The sequence below is a fragment of the Arthrobacter nitrophenolicus genome (assembly GCF_045833485.1).
In the GTDB taxonomy this organism is placed as follows: domain Bacteria; phylum Actinomycetota; class Actinomycetes; order Actinomycetales; family Micrococcaceae; genus Arthrobacter; species Arthrobacter nitrophenolicus.
The window spans coordinates 1,321,312-1,346,591 of the sequence record NZ_CP174504.1 but is presented as its reverse complement, the minus strand read 5'-3'; the positions used below and the strand labels follow the sequence as shown (position 1 = coordinate 1,346,591).

The 25,280-nt window shown below is 68.2% G+C and carries 21 protein-coding genes and 1 pseudogene; 14 read left to right on the top strand and 8 right to left on the bottom strand.

Annotation, left to right across the window (positions count from 1 at the left end; genetic code table 11):
- Positions 1-970 precede the first annotated feature (970 nt).
- Positions 971-1,555, bottom strand: a pseudogene (locus ACJJV6_RS06345) (alpha-amylase family glycosyl hydrolase); the annotation flags it as partial.
- Between the two features lie 378 nt (positions 1,556-1,933).
- Between ACJJV6_RS06345 and ACJJV6_RS06340 the strand changes: the two are divergent.
- Entirely contained in the window at positions 1,934-2,317 is a 384-nt protein-coding gene (locus ACJJV6_RS06340) for a VOC family protein (RefSeq protein WP_009357360.1), read from the top strand.
- A 10-nt stretch (positions 2,318-2,327) separates the two neighbouring features.
- Here the strand turns inward: ACJJV6_RS06340 and ACJJV6_RS06335 are convergent, their stop codons facing one another.
- A complete protein-coding gene (locus ACJJV6_RS06335) occupies positions 2,328-2,996 on the bottom strand; it encodes a GntR family transcriptional regulator (protein WP_407710195.1) in 669 nt (222 codons plus the stop codon).
- Between the two features lie 126 nt (positions 2,997-3,122).
- Here ACJJV6_RS06335 and glyA point away from each other — a divergent pair, with 126 nt between their 5' ends.
- From glyA to purU, 7 genes are read left to right on the top strand one after another with little or no spacing between them, the layout of a single operon-like run.
- Positions 3,123-4,463, top strand: coding sequence for a serine hydroxymethyltransferase (glyA, locus tag ACJJV6_RS06330; protein ID WP_407710194.1), 1,341 nt, complete (start codon positions 3,123-3,125; stop codon positions 4,461-4,463).
- Complete coding sequence (locus tag ACJJV6_RS06325) at positions 4,460-5,680, top strand: sarcosine oxidase subunit beta family protein (RefSeq protein ID WP_133347647.1); 1,221 nt, start codon at positions 4,460-4,462, stop codon at positions 5,678-5,680. Before glyA ends, ACJJV6_RS06325 begins: the two co-directional genes overlap by 4 nt.
- A gap of 28 nt (positions 5,681-5,708) precedes the next feature.
- A complete protein-coding gene (locus tag ACJJV6_RS06320) occupies positions 5,709-6,119 on the top strand; it encodes a sarcosine oxidase subunit delta (protein WP_407710193.1) in 411 nt (136 codons plus the stop codon).
- A complete protein-coding gene (locus ACJJV6_RS06315) occupies positions 6,116-9,058 on the top strand; it encodes a sarcosine oxidase subunit alpha family protein (protein WP_407710192.1) in 2,943 nt (980 codons plus the stop codon). The genes ACJJV6_RS06320 and ACJJV6_RS06315 overlap by 4 nt, the downstream gene beginning before the upstream one ends.
- On the top strand, positions 9,051-9,695 hold the full coding sequence (locus tag ACJJV6_RS06310; protein ID WP_009357355.1) for a sarcosine oxidase subunit gamma: 645 nt from the start codon (positions 9,051-9,053) through the stop codon (positions 9,693-9,695). The genes ACJJV6_RS06315 and ACJJV6_RS06310 overlap by 8 nt, the downstream gene beginning before the upstream one ends.
- On the top strand, positions 9,695-11,110 hold the full coding sequence (locus ACJJV6_RS06305) for an L-serine ammonia-lyase (protein ID WP_133347654.1): 1,416 nt from the start codon (positions 9,695-9,697) through the stop codon (positions 11,108-11,110). The genes ACJJV6_RS06310 and ACJJV6_RS06305 overlap by 1 nt, the downstream gene beginning before the upstream one ends.
- A gap of 3 nt (positions 11,111-11,113) precedes the next feature.
- Positions 11,114-12,010: a formyltetrahydrofolate deformylase gene (gene purU / locus ACJJV6_RS06300; protein WP_407710191.1), complete on the top strand. Its 897-nt coding sequence runs from the start codon at positions 11,114-11,116 to the stop codon at positions 12,008-12,010.
- 74 nt (positions 12,011-12,084) lie between these two features.
- Here purU and ACJJV6_RS06295 read toward each other — a convergent pair whose 3' ends face one another.
- On the bottom strand, positions 12,085-12,690 hold the full coding sequence (locus tag ACJJV6_RS06295) for a TetR/AcrR family transcriptional regulator (protein ID WP_407710190.1): 606 nt from the start codon (positions 12,688-12,690) through the stop codon (positions 12,085-12,087).
- Between the two features lie 157 nt (positions 12,691-12,847).
- Between ACJJV6_RS06295 and ACJJV6_RS06290 the strand changes: the two genes are divergently transcribed.
- The 3 genes from ACJJV6_RS06290 to ACJJV6_RS06280 all read left to right on the top strand — a co-directional run bounded on the left by ACJJV6_RS06290 (position 12,848) and on the right by ACJJV6_RS06280 (position 16,096).
- On the top strand, positions 12,848-13,192 hold the full coding sequence (locus ACJJV6_RS06290; protein ID WP_009357351.1) for a cupin domain-containing protein: 345 nt from the start codon (positions 12,848-12,850) through the stop codon (positions 13,190-13,192).
- Between the two features lie 8 nt (positions 13,193-13,200).
- Entirely contained in the window at positions 13,201-14,529 is a 1,329-nt protein-coding gene (locus ACJJV6_RS06285) for a flavin monoamine oxidase family protein (RefSeq protein ID WP_407710189.1), read from the top strand.
- Between the two features lie 91 nt (positions 14,530-14,620).
- Complete coding sequence (locus ACJJV6_RS06280) at positions 14,621-16,096, top strand: APC family permease (RefSeq protein ID WP_407710188.1); 1,476 nt, start codon at positions 14,621-14,623, stop codon at positions 16,094-16,096.
- Here ACJJV6_RS06280 and ACJJV6_RS06275 read toward each other — a convergent pair.
- Positions 16,093-16,725: an AmiS/UreI family transporter gene (locus tag ACJJV6_RS06275; RefSeq protein WP_407710187.1), complete on the bottom strand. Its 633-nt coding sequence runs from the start codon at positions 16,723-16,725 to the stop codon at positions 16,093-16,095. The genes ACJJV6_RS06280 and ACJJV6_RS06275 overlap by 4 nt on opposite strands.
- Positions 16,726-16,921: 196 nt before the next feature.
- Between ACJJV6_RS06275 and gdhA the strand changes: the two genes are divergently transcribed.
- Positions 16,922-18,259 (top strand): NADP-specific glutamate dehydrogenase, encoded by a 1,338-nt coding sequence (gdhA, locus tag ACJJV6_RS06270; protein WP_407710186.1) that lies wholly within the window; start codon positions 16,922-16,924, stop codon positions 18,257-18,259.
- Between the two features lie 17 nt (positions 18,260-18,276).
- Here gdhA and ACJJV6_RS06265 read toward each other — a convergent pair whose 3' ends face one another.
- The 3 genes from ACJJV6_RS06265 to ACJJV6_RS06255 all read right to left on the bottom strand — a co-directional run bounded on the left by ACJJV6_RS06265 (position 18,277) and on the right by ACJJV6_RS06255 (position 21,064).
- Positions 18,277-19,194 carry a helix-turn-helix domain-containing protein gene (locus ACJJV6_RS06265; protein WP_407710473.1) on the bottom strand — a complete coding sequence of 306 codons (918 nt, stop codon included), beginning with the start codon at positions 19,192-19,194 and terminating at the stop codon, positions 18,277-18,279.
- A 176-nt stretch (positions 19,195-19,370) separates the two neighbouring features.
- Complete coding sequence (locus ACJJV6_RS06260) at positions 19,371-20,477, bottom strand: alanine racemase (RefSeq protein WP_407710185.1); 1,107 nt, start codon at positions 20,475-20,477, stop codon at positions 19,371-19,373.
- Positions 20,474-21,064, bottom strand: a complete 591-nt coding sequence (locus ACJJV6_RS06255; protein WP_407710184.1) for a TetR/AcrR family transcriptional regulator — start codon at positions 21,062-21,064, stop codon at positions 20,474-20,476. The genes ACJJV6_RS06260 and ACJJV6_RS06255 overlap by 4 nt, the downstream gene beginning before the upstream one ends.
- 123 nt (positions 21,065-21,187) lie before the next feature.
- Between ACJJV6_RS06255 and ACJJV6_RS06250 the strand changes: the two genes are divergently transcribed.
- Both ACJJV6_RS06250 and ACJJV6_RS06245 read left to right on the top strand, forming a co-directional pair.
- Positions 21,188-23,140 carry a primary-amine oxidase gene (locus ACJJV6_RS06250; protein WP_407710183.1) on the top strand — a complete coding sequence of 651 codons (1,953 nt, stop codon included), beginning with the start codon at positions 21,188-21,190 and terminating at the stop codon, positions 23,138-23,140.
- Positions 23,121-23,543 (top strand): hypothetical protein, encoded by a 423-nt coding sequence (locus ACJJV6_RS06245; RefSeq protein ID WP_407710472.1) that lies wholly within the window; start codon positions 23,121-23,123, stop codon positions 23,541-23,543. The genes ACJJV6_RS06250 and ACJJV6_RS06245 overlap by 20 nt, the downstream gene beginning before the upstream one ends.
- On the opposite strand, the gene ACJJV6_RS06240 is transcribed toward ACJJV6_RS06245, so the two are convergent.
- Complete coding sequence (locus tag ACJJV6_RS06240; protein ID WP_407710182.1) at positions 23,540-25,225, bottom strand: alkaline phosphatase D family protein; 1,686 nt, start codon at positions 25,223-25,225, stop codon at positions 23,540-23,542. The genes ACJJV6_RS06245 and ACJJV6_RS06240 overlap by 4 nt on opposite strands.
- Positions 25,226-25,280 lie beyond the last annotated feature (55 nt).

The following is a 25,280-nucleotide window of genomic DNA, read 5'->3' as shown; positions in this document are numbered from 1 at the left end:
TGGCTTCCGAGAGAAGGTCGACGGCGGCAGGCAGGTATCCGCCGAAGGTTTCCGCTGGGAGCTGCTGGGTGGAGTCGCCGAAGTTGGCGAGGGCAAGGACCCGCGTCTGGCCGCCGTCGGCCGCGCTTGCCGGCCGCTGGTACGCCAGGACGCTGCGGTTGTGGGTATCGAAATCGAGCAGCGTGGTTCCGGCCAGTTCAGGGGCGGCGCCGCGGACTTCGATCATCCGCTTCAGCCCCGCGTACACGGCGCCTTCCGGTGTGGCGGGGTCGTTGCGGCGGGCATACTGCGCGGCCGGGTAGTGCGGCCGGTGCACCCAGCGGCTGTCCTCCCCGTGGCCCGGCTCCCGGGCATAGTCGTAGTCGTTGAGCTGGGCCACCTCGTCGCCCAGGTACAGCAGCGGGATGCCGCCGGTGCTGAAGGCAACCGAGTGGGCCAGGAGGATCCGTTCCACCGCCTCGGCGGGGTTGACCTCCATACCGCACAGAGACGCCGTCGTGCCTGAAATGCGGCAGTCGCCGGTGCGCGGGTTGTCCTGGAAGGGGACGCCGCGGGCGAAGCTGCCGGGGAACCGGTTGACGTAGAAGGAATTCAGGAAGCGGCGGTGGTCGAAGCCGTTGATGCCCAGTTCCGCGGCATCCTCGTCCGCGAAGGTCCAGCCGATGTCGTCGTGGCTGCGGACGTAGTTGACCCAGGACGTGCCGGCCGGGATGTTGTGCCGCCGCTCCAGGGCCTGGGCCAGCAGCGAGGCGTCCCGCGTGGCCAGGGACTCCCAGATCAGCGCCATCTGCAGCGGGTTGTAGGAAATCTGGCATTCGGCGGGGTCGATGTAGAGCGCCACCTCGTCCGGATGCACGATGGCCTCGGACTTGAACAGCAGCGACGGCGCCGCCAGCCGGCACACCGCGTTGAAGGCGCGGAGCAGGGTGTGCGCCTCGGGCCGGCTCTCGCAGGAGGTGCCCAGCTCCTTCCAAATGAAGGCCACGGCATCCATGCGGAGGATGTCCACGCCCTGGTTCGCCAGGAACAGCATTTCCCCGGCCATGGCGCGGAAGACGTCCGGGTTGGAGTAGTTCAGGTCCCACTGGTAGGTGTGGAAGGTGGCCCAGACCCACCGGCCGTCCGCCATCTGGATGAAGGATCCGGGGTGGTTTTCCGGGAAGATCTCACGCACGTTCTGCTCGAAGGCGTCCGGCATGGTCCGGTCCGGGAAAATCCAGTAGTAGTCGCTGTATTCGGGATCGCCGGCAGCCGCCTTGCGGGCCCACTCGTGCTCGTCCGAGGTGTGGTTGAAGATGAAGTCCACCACCAGGCTGATCCCGTTGCTCCGCAGGTCTGCCGCCAGGGACCGCAGCTGCTCCATGGTTCCCAGCTTCGGGTTGACCTCCCGGTAGCTGGACACCGCGTAGCCGCCGTCGGAGTGCGGCTCGGGGGCCAGGAACAGCGGCATGAGGTGCAGGTAGGTCAGGCCCAGCTCCTTGAAGTACGGGATCCGGGCGCGGACGCCCTCCAGGCTTTCCGCATAGCGGTCCACGTAGCAGACGCCGCCCAGCATGGTGTTGGACTGGAACCAGCCGCTGTCGCCTTCGCACTCTGCGTCCAGGTCCTTCAGCCCGGCAGGCCGCTCCTGCCAGGACCGGGCTGCCTGCACAATGAGGGCTGCCAGCTGGTCCTGCCAGTCCGGCCGCGAGCTGTACAGGGAGCCGAAGAGATCCGCCAGCAGGGGCAGGGTCCGCTCCAGGCGGCGGTCGAAGGCCGGGTCCGGCAGCAGCCCCTTGCCCCGTTCACGGGACAGTGCTGCCAGCACGTGCTCCAGCGGCGTTCCGTCCACCCTGGCGGTTTCCTGCATTCGTGTGGCCCTTCCTGCGTCCGCCGGCGGTTCCGGCTTGCCTCTACGGAAGTATTCCACGTCACACCCAATACACTGGACACCATGTCATGCCGCATCAGCGAACTGGTCCTCAACTGCGCCGACCCCGAAGTGCTCGCCCGCTTCTGGTGCGACGTCCTGGGCTACGTGGAGCTCGACCGTGAGGACGGGGCGATCGAAATCGGTCCCGCCGCCGGGTTCGGGGGCCTGCAGCCCACCATCATCCTGAGCCCCAGCAGCAATCCGCGGACCGGAAGGCTGCCGCTGCACATCGACGTCAACCCGGTGGACCGGGACCAGGCCGCCGAGCTGGAGCGGCTGCTCGCCCTCGGCGCCCGGCCGGCCGACGTGGGGCAGGCCGGCGACGAGCCGTGGCACGTCCTGCAGGACCCGGAGGGCAACGAGTTCTGCCTCCTGCGGAAGCGGCTCGACCCCCTGGATTCCTAAGCCTGCCAGCCTAGAGCACGCTGCGGATGGCCTGCTCGAAGCTGGTCACGTGCTCCAAGGCGAGCTTGCCCGCCCGCTCCGCATCGCCGTCGGCAATGGCCTCCAGCAGCTCCACGTGCTCGGAAACGTGACCGGCCACGGACGGCACTTTGTCCAGAACCATGCACCAGATCCGGGTGGCGAGGTTGTCGTAGCGGATCAGGACATCTTCAAGATGGGCGTTTCCAGCCGCGCGGTAGATGAGGCGGTGCACCGTGATGTCATACCGCATGAGGTCGTAGGGATCCTCCGCGGTGGCCATTTTCGCAATCGAGGCCGCAGTATTGCGCAGTTCCGCGCGAATCGCCGGCGTGGCCAGCTTGGCGGCGCGCCGTGCGGCCAGCGGCTCCAGTGACTCCCGCAGTTCCGAGACGTCGGCCAGCTCGGTGATATCCACGATGGTGGCGAAGGTGCCGCGCCGCGGGTAGGAGATCACCAGGTGGTCGCTTTCAAGCCGCTTCAGCGCTTCCCGGACGGGAGTGCGTCCGATGCCCATCTCCGCGGCCAGCTTGCCGTCGTTGATGGCGTCACCGGGCCGGATGTCCAGCATGATCAGCCGGTCCCGGAGATGCCGGTAGGCACGCTCGGCCAACGAGAGATCGCCTTCGATCTCCAGGTGGTTCTCCAGCATCAGGCTCATCAGGGACTCTCCAAAAAGTTGCTGTTGACTGCTTCGTGACCTGCAACATACTATTGCGTTAGTTCTAATATATCAGTTACAGATCAGTTGTGGATCAGTAACCCAAGGGCTTTTTCAAGGAGAAACATGCAGAACGTACTGAACGCCTCACTGGCCCAGGTCGACGCCGATGTTGCTGCCGCCGTAGCAAAGGAGCTGGAGCGGCAGCAGTCCACGCTCGAGATGATCGCCTCGGAGAACTTCGCTCCGTCCGCCGTGATGGAAGCCCAGGGCTCGGTCCTGACCAACAAGTACGCCGAGGGCTACCCCGGAAAGCGCTACTACGGCGGCTGCGAGCACGTGGACGTCATCGAGCAGCTCGCCATCGACCGCGTCAAGGCCCTGTTCGGTGCCGAATTCGCCAACGTGCAGCCGCACTCCGGCGCACAGGCCAACGCTGCCGCCATGTTCGCCCTGCTGAACCCGGGCGACACCATCCTGGGGCTCTCCCTGGCCCACGGCGGACACCTGACCCACGGCATGAAGATCAACTTCTCCGGCAAGCTCTACAACGTGGTCCCGTACCACGTCCGCGAATCCGACCTCCGCGTGGACATGGCCGAAGTGGAGCGCCTGGCCCTGGAACACAAGCCCAAGCTGATCGTGGCCGGCTGGTCCGCCTACTCCCGCCAGCTGGACTTCGCCGAGTTCCGCCGCATCGCCGACCTCGTGGGTGCCTACCTGATGGTGGACATGGCCCACTTCGCCGGGCTGGTGGCTGCAGGACTGCACCCCAACCCCGTCCCCTTTGCGGACGTCGTCACCACCACCACCCACAAGACCCTGGGCGGACCCCGCGGCGGCGTCATCATGGCCAAGGAGGAGTACGCCAAGAAGATCAACAGCGCCGTGTTCCCCGGCCAGCAGGGCGGACCCCTGGAGCACGTCATCGCCGCAAAGGCCGTGGCCTTCAAGCTGGCTGCCGCCCCTGAATTCAAGGAACGCCAGGAGCGCGTCCTGCACGGCGCCAAGCTGATCGCCGAGCGCCTGCTGCAGTCCGACGTCGGGGCCGCCGGCATCTCCGTGGTCAACGGCGGTACGGATGTCCACCTGGTCCTCGTGGACCTGCGCAACTCCGAACTCGACGGCCAGCAGGGCGAGGACGCGCTGCACCGGATCGGCATCACGGTCAACCGCAACGCCGTCCCGTTCGACCCCCGCCCGCCGATGGTTTCCTCCGGCCTGCGCATCGGCACGCCGGCCCTGGCCGCCCGCGGCTTCGGTGCCGCCGAGTTCGCCGAAGTCGCTGACATCATCGCCACCGCGCTCATCGCCGCCGCCGGCACCGGCACCCTGGCCGACGACACCGCCAGCGAACTCCGCAGCCGCGTCACCGCCCTTGCCGACAAGTTCCCCCTCTACCCGCACCTCAACGACGACGCCGCCCTGGCCGCCGCCGAGGCAGACCTGATTGGAGCCGCCCAGTGAGCACGCACCAGCTTCCGGAGCACCCGGATTTCCTCTGGCGGAACCCGGAGCCCAAGTCCTCCTATGACGCAGTGGTAGTGGGCGGCGGCGGGCACGGCCTGGCCACCGCATACTTCCTGGCGAAGAACCACGGCATGACCAACATTGCCGTCCTCGAAAAGGGCTGGCTGGCCGGCGGCAACATGGCCCGGAACACCACCATCATCCGGTCCAACTACCTCTGGGACGAGAGCGCAGCCATCTACGAGCACGCCCTCAAGCTGTGGGAAATCCTGCCGGAGGAGCTGGAGTACGACTTCCTCTTCAGCCAGCGCGGCGTGATGAACCTGGCCCACACCCTCGGCGACGTGCGCGAAAGCATGCGCCGCGTGGGCGCCAACAAGCTCAACGGCGTGGACGCGGAGTGGCTGGACCCGAAGCAGGTCAAGGAACTCTGCCCCATCCTGAACATCAACGACGACATCCGCTACCCCGTCATGGGCGCCACCTACCAGCCGCGAGCAGGCATCGCCAAGCACGACCACGTGGCCTGGGCCTTCGCCCGCAAGTGCGACGAAATGGGCGTCGACATCATCCAGAACTGCGAAGTCACCGGCTTCCTGAAGGACGGCAACAAGGTGGTGGGCGTCAAGACCACCCGCGGCACCATCAACACCGAAAAGGTGGGCCTCTGCGCCGCCGGGCACAGCTCGGTCCTGGCCGAAATGGCCGGCTTCCAGCTGCCCATCCAGTCCCACCCGCTGCAGGCCCTGGTGTCCGAACTCCACGAGCCGGTCCACCCCACCGTGGTCATGTCCAACCACGTCCACGTCTACGTCTCCCAGGCGCACAAGGGCGAACTGGTCATGGGCGCCGGCATTGACTCCTACAACGGCTACGGCCAGCGCGGCTCCTTCCACGTGATCGAGCAGCAGATGGCCGCCGCCGTCGAACTCTTCCCCATCTTTGCCCGGGCCCACGTGCTCCGGACCTGGGGCGGAATCGTGGACACCACGCTGGACGCCTCCCCGATCGTGGGCACCACGCCGGTGGACAACATGTTCGTGAACTGCGGCTGGGGCACCGGCGGGTTCAAGGGAACTCCGGCCGCCGGAATGACCTTCGCCCACACCATCGCCACGGGCGCCCCGCACAAGCTGAACCAGCCGTTCTCCCTGGAGCGCTTCGAAACCGGCGCCCTCATCGACGAACACGGCGCCGCCGCCGTGGCCCACTAGCCGCCGCCACCACAGAAAGACAACGCACATGCTGCTGATCTCATGCCCCAACTGCGGCCCCCGGGATGAAACCGAATTCCACTACGGCGGCCAGGCCCACGTGGCATACCCCGAAAACCCGAACGAACTGAACGACGTGGAGTGGTCCCGGTACCTCTTCTACCGCGAGAACCCCAAGGGCACCTTCGCCGAGCGGTGGGTCCACAGCACCGGCTGCCGCCAGTGGTTCAACATGCTCCGGGACACCGTGAGCTACGACATCAAGGCCGTCTACCCGATGGGCACGCCCCGGCCGGACCTGGCCGGACGGCAGACCGCGGAATTCGGCACCGCCAGCACCGCCGCGGACAGCACCACCACCGGGACCGCCGCGCCCGACATCTCAGGCACAAGCATTTCCCCCGCCACCCCCGCAGCCCCGGAAGGAGCAGCCCAGTGACTTCCCAGAACGCCCGCCTCGCATCCGGCGGCCGCATCGACCGCACCATCTCCTGGCGTTTCACCGTCGACGGTGAGGAATACACCGGCCACCCCGGGGACACGCTCGCCTCGGCGCTGCTCGCCAACGGCCGCGTCGCCGTCGGCAGCTCCCTCTATGAGGACCGCCCCCGCGGCATCCTGGCCGCCGGCGTGGAGGAACCCAACGCCCTGGTCAAGATCGCTCCCCGCTTCCCGGGCCACGTGGCAGAGTCCATGCTCCCCGCCACCACCGTGTCCCTGGTGGACGGCCTGAAGGCAGAACTGCTGAACGGACTGGGCCGGCTGGATCCCGACGAGGACCGCGCCGAGTACGACAAGAAGTACGTCCACACCGACGTCCTGGTGGTCGGTGGCGGCCCCGCCGGCCTGGCCGCTGCCCGCGAAGCCGTCCGCACCGGCGCCCGCGTCATGCTGCTGGACGACCAGCCCGAACTGGGCGGCTCCCTGCTCTCCGGCTCCACGTCGCCGGAGCTTGCCGAGACCATCGAGGGCAAGCCCGCACTCGAATGGGTTGCCGACGTTGAAGCCGAGCTGGTGTCCGGCGCGGAATCCACCGTCCTGAACCGCACCACGGCGTTCGGCGCGTACGACGCCAACTACGTCATTGCCGTGCAGAACCGCACCGACCACCTCTCCAGCCCCGCCGCTCCCGGAGTGTCCCGACAGCGGATTTGGCACATCCGTGCCAAGCAGGTTGTGCTGGCCCCCGGTGCCCACGAGCGTCCGCTGGTGTTCGAGAACAACGACCGCCCGGGCATCATGCTCGCCTCGGCAGTCCGCAGCTACCTGAACCGCTACGCAGTGGCCGCCGGCCAGCGCGTGGTCATCAGCACCACCAATGACAGCGCCTACGCCCTGGCCGCCGACCTCCAGGCTGCCGGCGTCAAGGTCGGCGCCGTCGTGGACGCCCGGCCGCAGATCTCCCCGGTGGCAGCCGCCGCCGTCGAGGCAGGCACCCGGGTGCTGATCGGCAGCGCCGTTGCCAACACCTCCGCAGATGCGGACGGCCGCCTCAACGGCGTCACCATCCGCAGCATCAACGACGACGGCGAGCTCACCTCGGGCGTCGAGCAGATGGCCTGCGACCTGCTGGCCGTGTCCGGCGGCTGGAGCCCGCTGGTGCACCTGCACTCCCAGCGCCAGGGCAAGCTGCGCTGGGACGAGGATCTCGCCGCGTTCGTGCCGAGCACCGTGGTCCCCAACCAGCAGACCATCGGCTCCGGCCGCGGCTCCTTCGCCACCCAGGATTGCTTCACCGAAGGCATTTCCGCGGGCGCGTCCGCAGCCATCGCCGCCGGCTTCAGCTCCGCCGTCGAGCCGTCCCCGCTGGACGAGCCGAAGGCCGCCGCACCCACCCGCCAGCTGTGGCTGGTCCCGGGCGAGAACGGCACCCCGGACGACTGGCACCACCACTTCGTGGACTTCCAGCGCGACCAGTCCGTGGCCGACGTCCTGCGCTCCACCGGAGCCGGCATGCGCTCAGTTGAGCACGTGAAGCGCTACACCTCCATCAGCACCGCCAACGACCAGGGCAAGACCTCCGGCGTCAATGCCATCGGCGTCATCGCCGCGGCACTGCGCACGGCCGGCGAAGCATCCCGCGGCATCGGCGACATCGGAACCACCACGTACCGCGCACCGTTCACCCCGGTGGCCTTCGCGGCACTGGCCGGACGCCAGCGCGGCGAACTTTTCGACCCCGCCCGCATCACGTCCATCCACCCGTGGCACGTGGCCAAGGGCGCCCTCTTCGAGGACGTGGGACAGTGGAAGCGGCCCTGGTACTACCCGCAGGCCGGTGAGGACATGGACGCCGCCGTGCTGCGCGAGTGCGCCGCCGTCCGCGAGTCCGTGGGCTTCATGGATGCCACCACCCTGGGCAAGATCGAGATCCGCGGCAAGGACGCGGGCGAGTTCCTGAACCGCGTCTACACCAACGCGTTCAAGAAGCTGGCCCCGGGTTCGGCACGGTACGGCGTCATGTGCACGCCGGACGGCATGATCTTCGACGACGGCGTCACGCTCCGCCTCGACGAGGACCGCTACTTCATGACCACCACCACCGGCGGTGCCGCCAAGGTGCTGGACTGGCTGGAGGAATGGCTGCAGACCGAATGGCCGGAACTGGACGTGCACTGCACCTCGGTGACCGAACAGTGGAGCACCATCGCCGTCGTCGGGCCCAAGTCCCGCGCCGTGATCGCGAAGCTGGCACCGGAACTCGCTGCCGACGGCGGCCTGGAGACCGAGGCCTTCCCGTTCATGACCTTCCGGGAAACCACCCTCGCTTCCGGCGTCCGTGCCCGGATCTGCCGGATCTCCTTCTCCGGTGAACTGGCCTACGAAATCAACGTTCCCACCTGGTACGGGCTCAACACCTGGGAAGCGGTGGCCGCCGCGGGTGCCGAGTTCAACATCACCCCGTACGGCACCGAGACCATGCACGTGCTGCGTGCCGAAAAGGGCTACCCCATCGTGGGGCAGGACACCGACGGAACCGTCACCCCGCAGGACGCGGGCATGGAATGGATCGTCTCCAAGGCCAAGGACTTCATCGGCAAGCGCTCCTACTCCCGGGTGGACCAGCAGCGCGAAGACCGCAAGCACCTGGTCAGCGTCCTGCCGGTGGACGGCACGCTGCGGCTGCCCGAAGGCACCCAGCTGGTGGAAAAGGGCCGCTCCACCAACCCGGCCTACGGGCCCGTGCCCATGGAGGGCTTCGTCACCTCCAGCTACCACAGCGCAGCACTGGGCCGGTCGTTCGGCCTGGCCCTGATCAAGAACGGCCGCAACCGCATCGGCGAAACCCTGGTGGCCGCCGCCGGCGACCAGCTGGTGGACGTGGTTGTTGCAGAAACAGTGCTTTTTGACACCGAAGGGACCCGTAAAGATGGCTGAAACAGCAGCATCCCCCGCCCAGAGCTCCGCGGAAAAGAACCTCTCCGTCCGCATCAGCCCGGCAGCACAGCTGCGGGAGGCCTTCACGGCCGGCTCGCTGGCAGGCACGGTGGAACTGGGCGAGCTGCCCTTCCTCACCCTGGTGGGCCTGCGGGCTGACGCCGGCTCCGAAGCGGGCCAGCGGCTCGCCGCCGTCACAGGCGGCCTGCCCGCTAAGTGCGGCGAGGTCGTGAAAAAGGGCGATGTCTCGGTCCTCTGGCTGGGACCCGCCGAGTTCCTGGTGGTTGCCCCCACCGAGGCGCACGAGTCCCTGGGCGGCGACCTGATCCAGGCCCTGCAGGATGCCCTGGCCGACGGCCAGGGCCAGGTGGTGGACCTCTCCGCCAACCGGACCACCTTCGAGCTGAGCGGCCCCCGGGCGCGGGCCGTCCTCGAGAAGGGCTGCTCGCTGGACCTGCACCCCCGGGAGTTCAAGGCCGGGACCGCCTACTCCACCGAGATCGGGAACATCCCCACCATCCTGTGGAAGACGGGTGAGGAGTCCTTCCGGATCTTCCCCCGGGCGTCCTTCGCCGAATTCCTGGGCCGCTGGCTCCTGGACGGCATGCGGGAGTACGCCTCACCTGAGGTTCCCTGATGGCGCTCAGCGTCCTGGACCTGTTTTCCGTTGGCATCGGGCCCTCGTCGTCACACACGGTGGGCCCGATGCGGGCGGCCAAGCAGTTCGCCGACGGCCTGAAGGCTGACGGGCAGCTCAGCTCCACCGTCCGGGTCCAGTCGGAACTGTTCGGCTCGCTCGGCGCCACCGGGCGCGGGCACGGCTCCGATAAAGCCGTTGTCCTGGGGCTGCAGGGCCTGGAACCGGAAACCGTGAACACCTTCACGGCGGACGACCAGGTGGCCGCGGCCGCCCTGGACGCTGAGCTCCACGTTGCCGGCACCCACCGGGTGGACTTCAACTGGGACGAGGACGTGGTGCTGCACCGGCGCAAGTCCCTTCCCGCGCACCCCAACGGCATGACGTTCCGGGCCCTTGACCACACCGGGTCGGTGCTCAGCGAGCGGAGCTTCTATTCAATTGGGGGCGGCTTCGTCGTCGACGGCGACGCCGCCGGGGCGGACAAGGTGGTGGCGGATGACACGGTCCTGCCCTACCAGTTCAGCACCGCTGACGAACTGCTGGAGATCTGCAGCCGCGAAAACATGTCCATCTCCGACGTTATGCTCGCCAACGAGCTGACCTGGCACACCGAGGCCGAGCTCCGGGAAAAGCTGCTGGGGCTGTGGGCCGTCATGCGCGAATGCGTGGAGAACGGCTGCAACGCCGAGGGCATCCTGCCCGGCGGGCTGAAAGTGCCCCGCCGCGCGCCCGCGCTGTTCCGCACCCTGACGGCATCCGCGGCCAGCGCGGAAGCGGCGGCAGCAACGCCGTCGCCCGTCCAGGCGCCGGCCGACCCGCTGCTGGCCATGGAGTGGGTGAACCTGTTCGCCCTCGCCGTGAATGAGGAGAACGCCGCGGGCGGGCGGATCGTCACCGCCCCCACCAACGGTGCGGCCGGCATCGTGCCCGCAGTGCTGCACTACTACGTGAAGTTTGTTCCGGGCGCCGACGACGACGGCGTGGTCCGCTTCCTGCTGGCGGCGGCCGCCGTCGGCATCCTCTTCAAGACGAACGCCTCCATCTCCGGCGCCGAGGTCGGCTGCCAGGGCGAGGTGGGCTCGGCCTGCTCCATGGCCGCCGCCGGCCTCTGCGAGGTGCTGGGCGGAACGCCCGCCCAGGTGGAAAACGCCGCCGAGGTGGGGATCGAGCACAACCTGGGCCTGACCTGCGATCCCGTGGGCGGCCTGGTGCAGATCCCGTGCATCGAGCGGAACGCCATCGCCAGCGTCAAGGCCATCAACGCGGCCCGGCTGGCCCTGCACGGGGACGGCAGCCACAAGGTCTCCCTGGACAAGGCCATCAAGACAATGCGTGACACAGGAGCTGACATGAAAACCAAGTACAAGGAAACCTCCCGCGGAGGCCTTGCCGTGAATGTGATCGAGTGCTGAGCCATGACTGCCACTGAAACCCACCTGCCCGCCCCGAAGGCACCCACCACCGTGGAGCACGTCCTCACCCTGGACTGCCCCGAAGGCCCGGGCATCGTCCACGCCGTCTCCGGTTTCCTGCTCGAACACGGCTGCGACATCATCGACAACAACCAGTTCGGGGAGCGGTCGGAAGGCCACTTCTTCATGCGCGTGCATTTCGCCTCCGAGGGGGACGACTCCACGCTGCAGGCCCTGCGGGACTCGTTTGCCCCCGTGGCCGAAAAGTTCGGCATGCGGTGGCAGCTGGAGCGCCACGGCTCCAAGCGCAGGGTGCTGATCATGGTGTCCAAGTTCGGGCACTGCCTGAACGACCTGCTGTTCCGGGCGCGGATCGGCGAGCTGCCGGTGGACGTGGTGGCCGTGGTGTCCAACCACCGGGACCACCAGGACCTGGTGGAGTGGCACGGCATCCCGTTCCACCACATCCCCGTTACGGCCGACACCAAGCCTGACGCCGAAGCCCGGCTGATGGAGCTGGTGAACGGGCTGGACGTGGAGCTGGTGGTGCTGGCCCGCTACATGCAGGTCCTCAGCGACGACCTGACCCGCAAGCTGGACGGCAGGGCCATCAACATCCACCACTCGTTCCTGCCCAGCTTCAAGGGTGCCAAGCCGTACCACCAGGCCTACGCGCGCGGGGTCAAGACCGTGGGCGCCACCGCACACTACGTCAACGCCGAGCTGGACGAGGGACCCATCATCTCCCAGCAGGTGGTGGACGTGGACCACACCTACGGCCCCGAGGACCTGGTGGCCGCCGGGCGCGACACCGAATGCAAGGCCCTGTCCAACGCCGTCCGCTGGCACTGCGAGGGACGGGTCATCCTGCAGGGGAACAGGACCGTGGTGCTCCGCTAGCCGGACCTGCCGTCCAGAAAAAGTGTTCATGCCCCTGTCGGGCGCCAACTGGCGCCCGGCAGGGGCATTGTGCGTTAAAGTCCGGCGCTCCCGGCCGGCCCGTCCCGGCGCAGGATGATCACCTGGTGCACTTCCTCCAGGGCGGCTGCGATCTCTTCCCGGTCCACGCCGGCCAGGAACTGGAGGACCAGGCCATCCAGGGCCGCGAACAGCGCCCTGGCCACCACCCGCACCGATCCACCCACCCCGAACGCTTCCAGCCCCTCCGCCAGGGCGCTGACGTAGCTCTCATAGAGCTTGGATACCGGCCCGGCCAGCTCAGGGCGCCGCCGCGCCTCCAGGATCATCTCGTACTGGAAGACCTGCAGTTCGGGCTCCGCGAGCAGCAGCGCCATCAGGGCCTCCGTGAGGGTGTCCTCCTGCTGCGCGGCCTCCTGCAGACGGGAGGCGGCGATGGACTGCTCCGAAGCCCAGCCCAGGGCCGCCGCGATCAGCGCGTCCCGTGATCCGAAGTGGTGGGCCACCAGGCTGTTGTTGACCCCTGCCTCCTCCGCCACCGCCCGGTAGGTCATGCCCCGGAGGCCCTTGTGCGCCACCACGTGCACCGCGGCGCGGAGCAGGGCCTCGCGTCCGGTGCCGTATCTGGAGGAAGCGGCAGCGCGGGAGGGTGAAGAGGCCATGCCGTCGATTCTAGCGAGCCCTTCCGCAGGCACGCGGGGCTCTTGACTTAAAACTAAGCAATTGCTTAGATTGCTCCAGCGGTGATGCCGGTCACAAGCGCACCGCCCTTTCCACTCTTCCGGCGGCGAGCCCGCCCCCATCATTTCCGGAGCATCCATGTCACTGTCACCTGCCTTCACCACCTCATCCACCCTGGATCCCGCCAAGAACGAGCCCTTCGAACTCGGCCAAGTCCAGTGGGTGCGCCGTTTCGGCGAGGGGGACCGCCCCGCCCTGGCCTGCGGCTACTGGCACGTCACCCCGGCCGAAGCGCCGGAACCCTTCGACCTCCTGATGGAGGCCGACGAAACCATCCACATCATCGAGGGGCACCTGCGGATCGAGGTGGAGGGCGGTGAGGCCTATGACCTCACTGCCGGCAGCTCGGCCTCCTTCAACAAGGGCGCCAGGACCCGCTGGTCAGTGCTGGCGCCCACCGTCGAGTTCTTCGTCTACTCGTAGGAACAGCCATGGAGCACGCAAACGTGGACGTCATAGTGGTGGGCGCCGGCTTCGCAGGACTCACAGCGGCGCGGGAACTCACCCGGCAGGGCTTCGCCGTCCAGATCGTGGAAGCCCGGGACCGGATCGGCGGCAGGACCTGGCTGGACAGCCGCCTTGGCCGCGACCTGGAGATCGGCGGCACCTGGGTGCACTGGACGCAGCCGTACGTCTGGGCCGAACTGAAGCGCTACGGGATCGGCACGGTGCCCAGTCCCGAGCCCCAGCGCGCCTACTGGTGGGCCGACGGCGGCCGCCACGAAGGCTCACCCGCTACCTTGCTGGAGTTGATTGGCCGCCACAACAGCCACTTCGTCAAGGAGGCCCGGACCTACTTCCCGCAGCCGTTCCAGCCCCTGGCGCAGGACACGTTCAAGGAAATCGACGACGTCTCCGTCCGGGACCGCATCCGGGAGCAGTTCACGCCCGGGTCCGCCCGGGACATCCTGGAATCCTTCTGGACCCTGAACTTCAACGGTCCGCTGGACGACGCGGCACTCACCCAGGCCCTGCGCTGGGTGGCACTCACCAACGGCGACTGGGCCGTCAACTTCGAGGCCTGTGCCACGTACAAGATCGACGGCGGCACGGCTGCCCTCGCCGAAGCGATCCTGCGGGACTCCGGCGCGCCCATCCACTACGGCTTTCAGGTGGCGGGCATCACGGACGGCGGCGGATCCGTCACCGTCCGCAGTGCCGACGGCCGCACCATCGGTGCCAAAGCCGCCGTCGTCACCATTCCCCTTCCTGCCATGCCAGCGGTGGCATTTGAGCCGCCACTGCCGTCCGGCAAGGCGGACGGCGCCGCACGCGGCCAGGTCTCGAAGGGCGTCAAGGTCTGGATCCGGCTGCGCGGTGAACACACGCCGTTTGTGGCACTGGGAAATGCCGACTGGCCGCTGAATTTCTTCCAGGTCGAGTACGCGCTCGACGGCGACACGATCGCCGTCGGCTTCGGTCCCGACGCCGCCAGGATCGACGCCGGTGACCCGGCGTCCGTCCAGGCGCAGCTGGAACGCCTGGTCCCCGGACTTGAGGTCGTCGACGTCGCGACGCACGACTGGGTGGCTGACCCGCTCGCGGGTGAAACGTGGCCCATGCACCGCACTGGCTTCCTCGCCACCTCCCTGGCTGCGCTGCAGGCACCGCACGGCAATGTGCTCTTCGCCGGCTCGGACATCGCCAACGGGTGGGGCGGCTTCATTGACGGGGCCATCGAAAGCGGCATGGAGGCCGCACTCCAGGCTGCTTCCCTGCTGGCCGCTCCGCGCGGCGCTGCGCTGACCGACAACAACTGATCGCTGCAGGACAAAGCGCCGCGGACGTCCTTTGCCAAGCTGAATTCCATAGCCATTTCCCCCCCAACTCATGACCGCTAAGAGGGATCCAATGAGTATTTCCAATTCCGAGTCCCGGACCACTGACGCTCCGGCCAAGGAGCATTCCACTGCCCTCCGCGCCGGCAGCATCGGCGTGCTGGGCATCCTTTTCTTCGTTCTTTCGGCGCAGGCGCCCCTGACCGGCATCGTGGGCGCCTCGCCGCTCGCCGCAGCGCTCGGCAACGGTGCCGGCGCCCCGGGCGCCTACCTGATCGTGGGCATCGTGATCGTCGTCTTCGCGGTGGGCTTCGTGGCGATGAGCCGCAGGATCCAGGCCAACGGCGCTTTCTACGCCTACATCACCGCGGCGTTCGGCAGGCGGGTGGGGGCCGGCGCCGCGTGGTTGGCGCTGCTGGCCTACAACACCGTCCAGGCCGCGATGTATGGGCTCTACGGGGCCGTGTTCTCCGGGTTGCTGGCCTCGATGGGGCTGGAGGTTCCGTGGTGGCTGCTGGCCCTGGCCACCATGGCGGGTGTGCAGGTCCTCGGCTCGCTGAACATCGAGCTCGGTGCCCGGGTCCTTGCCCTGCTGGTGGGCCTGGAGGTTGCCGTGCTGCTGCTGTTCGGCTTCACCGTGCTGTTCCGCGGCGGGGGGCCGGAGGGCCTGGACCTTGCTGCGTCCTTCTCGCCCGCGGCAATCGGTGCCGGGGCTCCCGGTGTGGCCATCATGTTTGCCGTGGCGTCCATGTTCGGTTTCGAATCAACCGCCATCTATTCGGCTGAAGCCAAGGACCCGCACCGCACCGTTGCCCGTGCCACCTACCTTTCCGTGGGCGTCATCGCGGTCTTCTTCTCGTTCATCTCGTGGATGCTGGTCAGCTACTACGGCCCCTCCCAGGTCATGGATGCCGCCGGGGCGGCCCTGGAATCAGGGGACGCCACCGTCTTCGTCCTGGGGCCCATGGTGGAACTCTTCGGCCCGTGGGCCGGGGTGGTGACCGGGGTCCTGCTGGTCACCTCGCTGCTGGCCGGCATCATCGCCTTCCACAACGGCATCAACCGGTACCTGCACTCCCTGGCCCTGAACGGCTCCATGCCCGCAGCCGTCGCCAGGACCAACCGGCACCGGGCCCCGGCCGTGGCCGCCTGGATCCAGACCGGCGCCGCCGTCGCGCTCGTTGCCCCCTTCGCGCTCCTGGGCCTCGACCCCGTGCTGAGCCTCTTCTCCTGGTTCAGCGGGCTGGCCGTGGCGGCACTGCTGGTGCTGTACATCCTCTGCTCGGTGGCCGTCGTCGGGTTCTTCCGCCGGGAGCGCATCACCGGCCAGCCGTGGCAGACCCTGGCGGCTCCGGCGCTCGCCGCCGTCCTGCTGGCATGGATCCTGTTCCTGGTGGTCAGCAACTTCACCGCGCTGATCGGCGGCAGCACCGAAACGGCGGTGGCCCTCCTGGCGGCTGTCCCCGCCGTCTACGTGGCCGGCGTGCTGGTGGAGGGACAGGTGCAGCGCCGGCAGGCAGCCGCGGACCTGGGAACACGCCGGCCCTAGGACGCCCTGCCGGCAGGACCGGGAGCCACCTTTTCATTGGCCCGCGGGGGAGCAGCAGCTCCCCGGCGGGCCAGTCTCTGTGCCAGCACGAAAATACCCGCGAGCAGCACCGCCGCAACCCCCGCCGCGCCGCCCCCGGAAGGCCACAGCCCGGCCAGGCCCAGGAGGGCCGGAACCGTTGCCGTGACCTGGCTGGACAGCACCAGGCTCCAGCCGGTCAGCGGATCCAGCCGCGTGACGCCCAGGGCCGCGGAGGCAAAAAGCAGGCCCCAGAGCACGGCCCAGCACAGCCACAGGACAGCCAGCAGCGGGTCGGAGCCCAGCCAGGCTGCGGCGAGGACCAGCCCGACGGCGGCCACCATCCCGCAGAACCATCCCAGGCCCTTCGATCCGAGGCCGAGCAGGACATCCAGTCCCACATAGGCGTAGGTGGTGCCGAACAGGAACATCCCTGCGGCAGTCAGCGGCGCAGTGCCGCCCACCGCCAGGCAGGCGATGCCGAGCGCCAGTTGGGTACAGCCCACCAGGAGGCTGAACACCCCGGCATCACGGCGCGGAAGGAACCCCAGTGTTCCCAGGCCGTTGATCAGGAGCGCCGCCCCGGAGAGCAGCAGGCAGATATGGGCCATCAGTTGGCCATCCGGGCGTCGGCGCAGGTCCCGGACCTTTTCATAAAGCGGAATTGGAATGTCACACTGTGGATATTAGGCTGGAATCCGGATCGCCGGCTACAGGCCGCCGGTCATAATCGTATAAGTTGAAGTATCAACTTTTATTCGCGCCGGTACCCGCCGGTGCGCCGGAGAACAGGCAAGGAAGCAGTTCATGGACGCACGGCTGGAGGCCATTCGGGACACCGTCCTGGCGCGCAACCCCGGTGAGGCGGAGTTCCACCAGGCGGTGGTGGAGGTCTTTGAAAGCCTCGGCCCGGTCCATGACCGGCACCCGGAGTTCCTCGACGCCGCCATCCTGGAGCGCCTCTGCGAACCCGAACGCCAGATCATCTTCCGCGTGCCTTGGACCGACGACGCGGGGCGGGTGCAGATCAACCGGGGCTTCCGCGTGGAGTTCAACTCCGCGCTGGGCCCCTACAAGGGCGGGCTGCGGTTCCACCCGTCCGTCTACCTGGGAATCGTGAAGTTCCTTGGCTTCGAGCAGATCTTCAAGAACGCCCTCACCGGGATGCCGATCGGCGGCGGCAAGGGCGGCTCCGACTTCGACCCCCGCGGCCGCAGCGACGCCGAGGTAATGCGGTTCTGCCAGTCCTTCATGACCGAGCTGTACCGGCACATCGGCGAGTACACGGACGTGCCGGCAGGCGACATCGGCGTGGGCGGACGCGAGATCGGCTACCTTTTCGGCCAGTACAAACGCATCACCAACCGGTATGAATCCGGCGTGCTGACCGGCAAGGGGATCTCCTGGGGCGGCTCGCTTGTCCGCCCGGAGGCCACCGGCTTCGGCACCGTGATCTTCACCCAGGAAATGCTGAAGACCCGAGGCGCCTCGTTCGACGGCCAGCGCGTGGTGGTGTCCGGCTCCGGCAACGTGGCCATCAACGCCATCGCCAAGGCCCGGTCCCTGGGCGCCACCGTGGTGGCCTGCTCCGACTCCTCCGGCTACATCGTGGACGAGGCGGGGATCGACGTCGGGCTCCTGCGCGAGGTCAAGGAAGTGGAGCGCGGCCGGCTCAAGGATTACGCCGTCCGCCGTCCCGGCGTCTCCTATGTTGACGGCGGTTCAGTGTGGGACGTCGATGCCACCGTGGCGCTGCCCTGCGCCACGCAAAACGAGCTCGACGGCGGCGCTGCCGCGAGGCTGGTGCGGGGCGGCCTCCTCGCGGTGGGTGAAGGGGCCAACATGCCGTCCACGCGGGACGCCGTGGCAGTCTTCCAGGAGGCAGGGGTGCTGTTCGGCCCCGGCAAGGCCGCCAACGCCGGGGGCGTGGCGACCTCGGCGCTGGAGATGCAGCAGAACGCCAGCCGTGACTCGTGGTCCTTCGAACACACGGAGGAGCGGCTGACGGACATCATGGTGGGAATCCACCACCGCTGCGCTGCCACCGCCGACGAATACGGCGAGCCGGGCAACTACGTCCTGGGCGCCAACATTGGCGGGTTCGTCAAAGTTGCAGAAGCCATGCTGGCGCAGGGCCTGATCTAGCAGGCAGGGCGTAAGCCTTAGCCGCCGCGCCGCCAGTCGCTGGGGGAGACACCGAAGGCATCGCGGAAGGTCCGGCTGAAGTGCGCGGCATCCAGGATTCCCCACCGGGCGGCGATGGCGCCCACCGGCTTTCCCGCATGCAGGGGGTCCCGCAGGTCGCGGCGTGCGCCGTCCAGCCGCTGGCTCCGGATCCAGCTGGCCACCGTGGTGCCGGATTCGTGGAAGACGTTGTGCAGGTGCCGCGTGGAGATGAAGTGCGCCGCCGCGATACTGGCCGGTGACAGCATCGGATCCGACAGGTTCGCCTCGATGTACTCCCGGATGGACACCGCGAGCAGTGCCTGCGGTTTCATCCGGTCCGGGGTCATGTCCATCTCGGCGTGCAGCATGGTGGAGACCAGGTCCAGGGCGTTGGTTGCCAGGCGGGAGCCGCTGGGGCCGTTCAGCACCTCCAGGTTCTCCGAGAGCTGGCGGATGAACTGCCCCACGATGCCGCTGAGGCCGGTGGCGTCCATGCGGACGGCGGCGAGCTGCCCCACGTAATCCGGGGGCAGGGACAAGGCGTCGCAGGGGAACATCACCACCATCATCCGCGCCTGCTGTTCGAACGTGAGGGTGTAGGGGCGGTTGGTGTCGTAGATGGCAAGGTCGCCCGGCTGGAGGACTGCCTCGCGGTTGTCCTGGATCAGCAGGCCGGTGCCCTCCAGCTGGAGGTTGAGTTTGAAGTAGCGCTCGCCGGCCTGGGCGATCAGCGCCGGCGTACGGTGCACCTCGTGCGACGTGGCGGTGACTTCCACGATGGACATGCGGTCCAGCACGCGGGAGCGCAGCTGTCCGCGGAAGCCGTCCACGTCTGCGGTCCTGGCGGCCAGCGGCACGAAGGACTCAGCCACCAAGTGCTTCCAGTGGTCAAAGGATGCGGCGGTGCGGGACATAAGCTGCTGCCCGGCGGGCCGGGACGGGCTGTGTACTGGCATGGATAATCCTGACGACGACGGACGGCCATCTGACGTTCCCCCGGGACTGTGTCATGGAACACAGTCCACTCAGGTTAATGCTTGGCGAATCTTTTTTCAACGATTGGCGAAAAAAGACCCTTCCTGACGAGGGATTAGGAGTTCTTGCCGCGGGCGGCCACGCGCCAGCGCTCCACCAGGCTTCCGTGACTGACGACGGCCACATCGTCCACCAGGTTCATGGCCAGGCAGACGTGGTTGGGGATGGCGCCCAGCCGTTCGCCCAGCGCAGGCGGACCTTCGGGGCTGTGCCACTCCACGGTGGCGTGGTGTTCCGAGAGTGCCGTAATCCTTGCCTCCGGATGGTCAAGCAGCCGCCCGTAGCCGGTTGCCCAGGCGGGCTTGTCGCTGCCGAGGATCTTGCTGCCGGCGTCGATGATGAAGCGTGGCGGTGTCCCGGGTTCCACTGCATGATGGCTCACCACGGTGGCGGCCACGGTGAGCGCGATGTCCTCCGGGGCGCAGCGGCCCAGCTCAAGCTGCTGGGCGTCACCGAACACGTAGACCCCCGGGCGGACCTCCGTGGCGGCGGAATCTCCAGTCAGCAGCGCGGTGGGCGTCGATCCTCCGCTCCGCACCCCTGCCGTGAACCCGGCCGCCGCCAGGGCTTCCGCCGCGAGCCGCAGCGCCTCCTGTTCCTGCGCGGCCGCCGCGGCCGGCATGCCCGGAGCGTAGCTGTGGCCTGGAAAGGTGAACACGCCCGCAACGTCCAGGCCTGCGTCGGAAGCTGCCCGCGCAACGTCGGCTGCGGCGTGCGGGCGGACGCCGCTGCGGTGATGGCCGCTGTCCACCTCCACCAGCACCCTGACGCTTCCCGCCGCCGGCCCCAGGCCCTGGCCAAGCCGGGCAGCGCCTTCAGCCGAATCCACGCCGATGGTGAGCTTTGCCTTTCGAGCGAGGTCCCGAAGCCGGCGGGCCTTCCGGTCCGACAGCCACAGGGGGTAGGCGATGAAAAGGTCGTCCACCCCGGCGCCGGCGAACACCTCCGCCTCGCCGATGGTGGCAACGGTCAGTCCGGTTGCACCGGCGGCAAGCTGGCGGGCGGCAATCTCCGGGATCTTGTGCGTCTTGGCATGCGGCCGAAGGGCCAGTCCCTTGGCCCGGACGGTGTCCGCCATGCGCGTGATGTTCCGGTCAAGCACGTCCAGGTCGACCAGGATGTCCGGCGTCTCCACGTCCGCGGGGATCATCTGCGCCGTCATGCGGCGAGCAGGGTGAGGTAGCCGTCAAGCTGGGCGGCGTGGCCGAAGTCGGTCCCGCTTTCCGGGGATAGCGCCGCTTCGATCTGGGCGCCGAGCAGCATGTTGAGGAGCTGGCCGGCCAGGATGGAATCGTCGACGGCGGCACGGACCTCCCCGGCTTCGCGCGCCTCTGCCAGGAATTGCCGGATGGTGTCCAGCCATGCGGCCATGGACTGCTGGTGGATCTGCGCTTTCTGGGCGTCATTGACGGCCTTCTGCCAGAAGGGGATCACGATCCGCGCTTCGTTCACGCGCTCCTCGTCCAGGGGCAGGACCTCCAGGCAGAAGGCCCGCAGGGCTTCCATCCCGCTCTTGCCCCCGGTGACCTCGGCGATCCGCTGGTTGGTCCGGTTGAACACGTGGCCGAAGGCGAATTCCAGGAGTGTGTCCTTGGTAGGGAAGTAGGGCTTCAGGGCGCCGTTGGCGAACCCGGCCTCCATGGCGATCTCCCGCATGGTGGCCCCCTCGAGGCCCTGCCGCGCGATGATCCGCCACGTGGCGTCCACGAGCTCCAGACGGCGCTCGTCATGGTCAACTATCTTCGGCACCGCTGGCACTCCCGGGAAATATTTCGCTCAGACTCTTGTGAGCCATGTTACGGACGTTTATTCTCTACAACTATAGAAAATAAACCACCAGTGGCCGGCAGCGGCCCGGACGAAGGTTTCACCATGACTCTTGCACCAACCCGCACCGCATCCGCCTTCAGCCTGGCAACGGCGCCGGAAATCCTCGAAGTACGCTCCGTCCTGCAGGCAGCGGGCCTGCTGGAACCGCAGCACCGGATCGCCTACCTGGGCCTCCTGGAGCCGCCCCGCGGAACCGCCGCGGACGACGCCGACCGTCGCTTCCGCGTCTTTGTCCACGACGTCTCCGGCGCGGCGCCGCGCGACGTCACCGTCTCGGTCACGCAGCAGAAGGTGCTGTCCGCCGTCGAACTCGATACCGCGGCGACCGGCGAACTGCCGGTCCTCGAGGAGGAATTCGAACTGGTGGAGTCCCTCCTTGCCACCGACTCACGCTGGCTGAAGGCGCTGGCGGACCGGGGCCTGGACGTAACCAAAGTGCGGGTGGCCCCGCTCTCGGCGGGCGTCTTTGAATATGCCGGGGAGAAGGGCCGCCGGATCCTGCGTGGCCTGGCCTTCGTCCAGGACTTCCCGGAGGACAGCGCGTGGGCCCACCCCGTGGACGGGCTGGTGGCCTACGTGGACGTGGTGAACAAGGAGGTCACACAGGTGATCGACCTGGGCGCCATGCCCATACCCGCGGAACACGGCAACTACACGGACCCTGAGCTGACCGGGCCGCTGCGCACCACCCAGAAGCCCATCAACATCACCCAGCCCGAAGGCCCCAGCTTCACCGTCACCGGCGGCAACCACGTGGAGTGGGAAAAGTGGAGCGTGGACGTGGGCTTCGACGTCCGGGAGGGCGTGGTCCTGCACAACCTGGCGTTCCGGGACGGCGACCGGCTGCGGCCCATCATCAACCGCGCCTCCATCGCCGAAATGGTGGTCCCGTACGGCGACCCGTCGCCCATCCGGTCCTGGCAGAACTACTTCGACACAGGCGAGTACCTGGTGGGCCAGTACGCCAACTCGCTGGAGCTGGGCTGCGACTGCCTGGGCGACATCACCTACCTCAGCCCGGTCATCAGCGACGCCTTCGGCAACCCGCGCGAGATCCGCAATGGCATCTGCATGCACGAGGAGGACTGGGGCATCCTCTCCAAACACTCCGACCTGTGGTCCGGCGTCAACTACACCCGGCGCAACCGCCGCCTGGTGATCTCCTTCTTCACCACCATCGGCAACTACGACTACGGCTTCTACTGGTACCTGTACCTGGACGGCACCATCGAGTTCGAGGCCAAGGCCACCGGCGTCGTCTTCACCTCCGCCTTCCCGGAGGGCGGCTCGGACAATATCTCCCAGCTCGCCCCCGGCCTGGGCGCCCCGTTCCACCAGCACCTCTTCAGTGCCCGGCTGGACATGGCCATCGACGGGTTCACCAACCGGGTGGAGGAAGAGGACGTTGTCCGCCAGGCCATGGGCCCGGGCAACGAACGCGGCAACGCCTTCTCCCGCAGGCGCACCGTCCTGGCACGCGAATCCGACGCCGTCCGCGAGGCCGATGCCCGCGCCGGCCGCACCTGGATCATCTCCAATCCCGAGTCCCGCAACCGCCTGGGCGAGCCGGTGGGCTACAAGCTCCACTCCCACAACCAGCCCACCCTGCTTGCCGACCCTGAGTCCTCGATTGCCCGCCGCGCGGCGTTCGCCACCAAGGACCTCTGGGTCACCCGCTACGCCGAGGAGGAGCGGTACCCCACCGGGGACTTCGTCAACCAGCACCCCGGCGGCGCCGGCCTGCCCGGCTACGTGGCCCAGGACCGGGACATCGACGGCCAGGACATCGTGGTCTGGCATACCTTTGGCCTGACGCACTTCCCCCGGGTGGAGGACTGGCCCATCATGCCCGTGGACACCGTGGGCTTCAAGCTCCGCCCCGAAGGGTTCTTCGACCGCAGCCCCGTCCTGGACGTGCCCGCCAACGTCAACGCGGCATCGGCGTGCCACAGCGGAGGCAGCAGTGACGGCAGCAATGCTGGCTCCTGCCACTAGCCCGGGGTTTCATTCCCGGCTGTGCGCGCTGGTCACCGCGGCGTCCTGCCTGGTGCATGTGTGGGTGGCGGCCACCGGCGGGCACGGCGTCTGGCTCGGGCTCCTGATGGTGGCGCTCGCCGCCGTCTGCGTCCCCTGCACCGTCCACATCTGGCGCCACGGCAAAGCGGGGGCACTCCACAGGGTGGCCGCCGCCGCCGTGGCGATGGCCGGCCTGCATGCGGTCCTGCTCCTGGGCGCGGGCGGCGGGGGACACACCCATGGCGGCGGGCCGCCGTCGGTCGCTGCGGAGGTGACGGGCAGCAGCCAGCTGCTGCTGGTCATTGGGCTGGAGCTGGCGACGGCGTTGCTCGCCACCACGCTGGTGGCACGCCTGCGGCGGCAGGCAGGGGATGTGGGCTAGCGGGGCTCCCTGGCCGGTTCGCCGGCCTTGCGCGGAGCAATGGTGACGTCCGCGACGCGTTCCAGCTGCGGGTGGGCGTTGTCGCCGTCACGGACCACGCCCCGCTGCCACCACAGCTTCAGCCCCTCGGGGGCAATTTCGAGGCAGGCCAGGTTGTTGTCGAACCAGGGACCCTTGACCGTGGACCAGTGCAGTCCCGGGTCCGGAACCTTGGCCGAGCGGGCGGCCAGCGCGCCAAGGGGCGTGGCCAGGCCGTAGGACATAAGGGCGCCGAAGGACCGCAGCAGCCGGGGAAGGGGGTTGCGGATGGGGGAGCAGACCGCCTGGATGATCCTGCTGCCGGAGCTGCGCTCCACCTCGGAGACGTAGGAGAAGTGGACGTCGCCGGAGAGGAACGCCACCGTTTCCGGTGCCGGGCCGCGCCGGCCGTCCGCAACCTCCCCGGCCATCGCCGCCACCCGCCGGAAGCTCTTTTCGAAGGCGCCCCAGTGCTCCAGGTCGAAGGTCTGCCGCAGCTTTTCGCCAGCGCGGGCCGCGAGCCTGCCCCAGGCGCCCTCGGAGATGGCCTCGTCCCAGGACTCGAGGTGGTGCAGGCCCATGGGGAGCAGGAACGGCAAGGATGTGCCCACCAGCAGGTGCCGGAAACCGCCCTGCATCCGGTCATCCAGCCAGGCCATTTCGACGTCGTCCAGCAGGGCGCGGCGGTCCGGCGCCAGGTTGCGTGCGGCACGGGAGTCCACCACGATCAGCCGGGTGTCGCCGAAATCGCGGCAGAAGCTCCAGCGGTAGGATTCCGGTTCGCGGTCCGCGCGTTCGGCCAGGCTGTCCAGTTCCCGGCTCACATCGGGCTCGCCGTCGCCGTGATGCCCGGCAATGACCTGCCAGACCGGGTCGGCGGCACGGTCCTGCGGGGAGAGGTTCCCCAGGTGCTGGTACACCCAGTAGGAGGCCAGTCCGGCAACAATGCGCTGGTGCCACCACGGCTTCTGCTGCATCGCCTCCCGCCAGGTCCGTGAGGCGTTCCAGTCGTCCCGGATGTCGTGGTCGTCGAAGATCATGGCGCTCGGCAGGGTGGAGAGCAGCCACCGGTTGGCGGGATCGGACCACGCCAGGTAGTAAAGGTGGGCGTACTCCTCGTAGTCCTGGAGCTCCTCGCCGGGAGGTTCGCTGATGTCCCGGCGGGATTTGATGAACTCCTGCATCTGCTCACTGGTGAGGTCTGCGTACACCTGGTCGCCGAGGAACACCACCAGGTCCGGCCACCGCTCATCCGTCCCGGAGATCATCTTCAGCGCGTAGGCCCGCAACGCGTCCACGCCGTGGGTGCGGTTGCCTGAGGCGTCGTGCGGGACGCTGGTCCGGCAGGACCCGTAGGCCAGCCGCAGCGGTTTTCCGGGCTTGAGCGTGGCGACCACCGGGGGCGGGAACCCGTGCTCCGGTTCAGGCCAGACCTTGCTGCCGTCGACTTCCACGGAATACGGAGTCACCGTCCCGGGCTCGAGCCCGTGCAGGTCAACCAAGGCGTAATGGTGCCCGTGCACGGCGAACGTTGAAGCAGTCCACTGCCTGCCGCCGGCGTGCACGGACACCTGGGAAAAATCGCGGGTTTCCACCCAGACGCTCGCCGTCGTCTCATCCACGAACCGCATCATGGGCCCTAGCACCAGCGCTGAGGAAGTCATCTCTCAGTTGTACCCGCTGGGGCGCGGGGCGGCTATGGGGAAACCCGCAACTTGT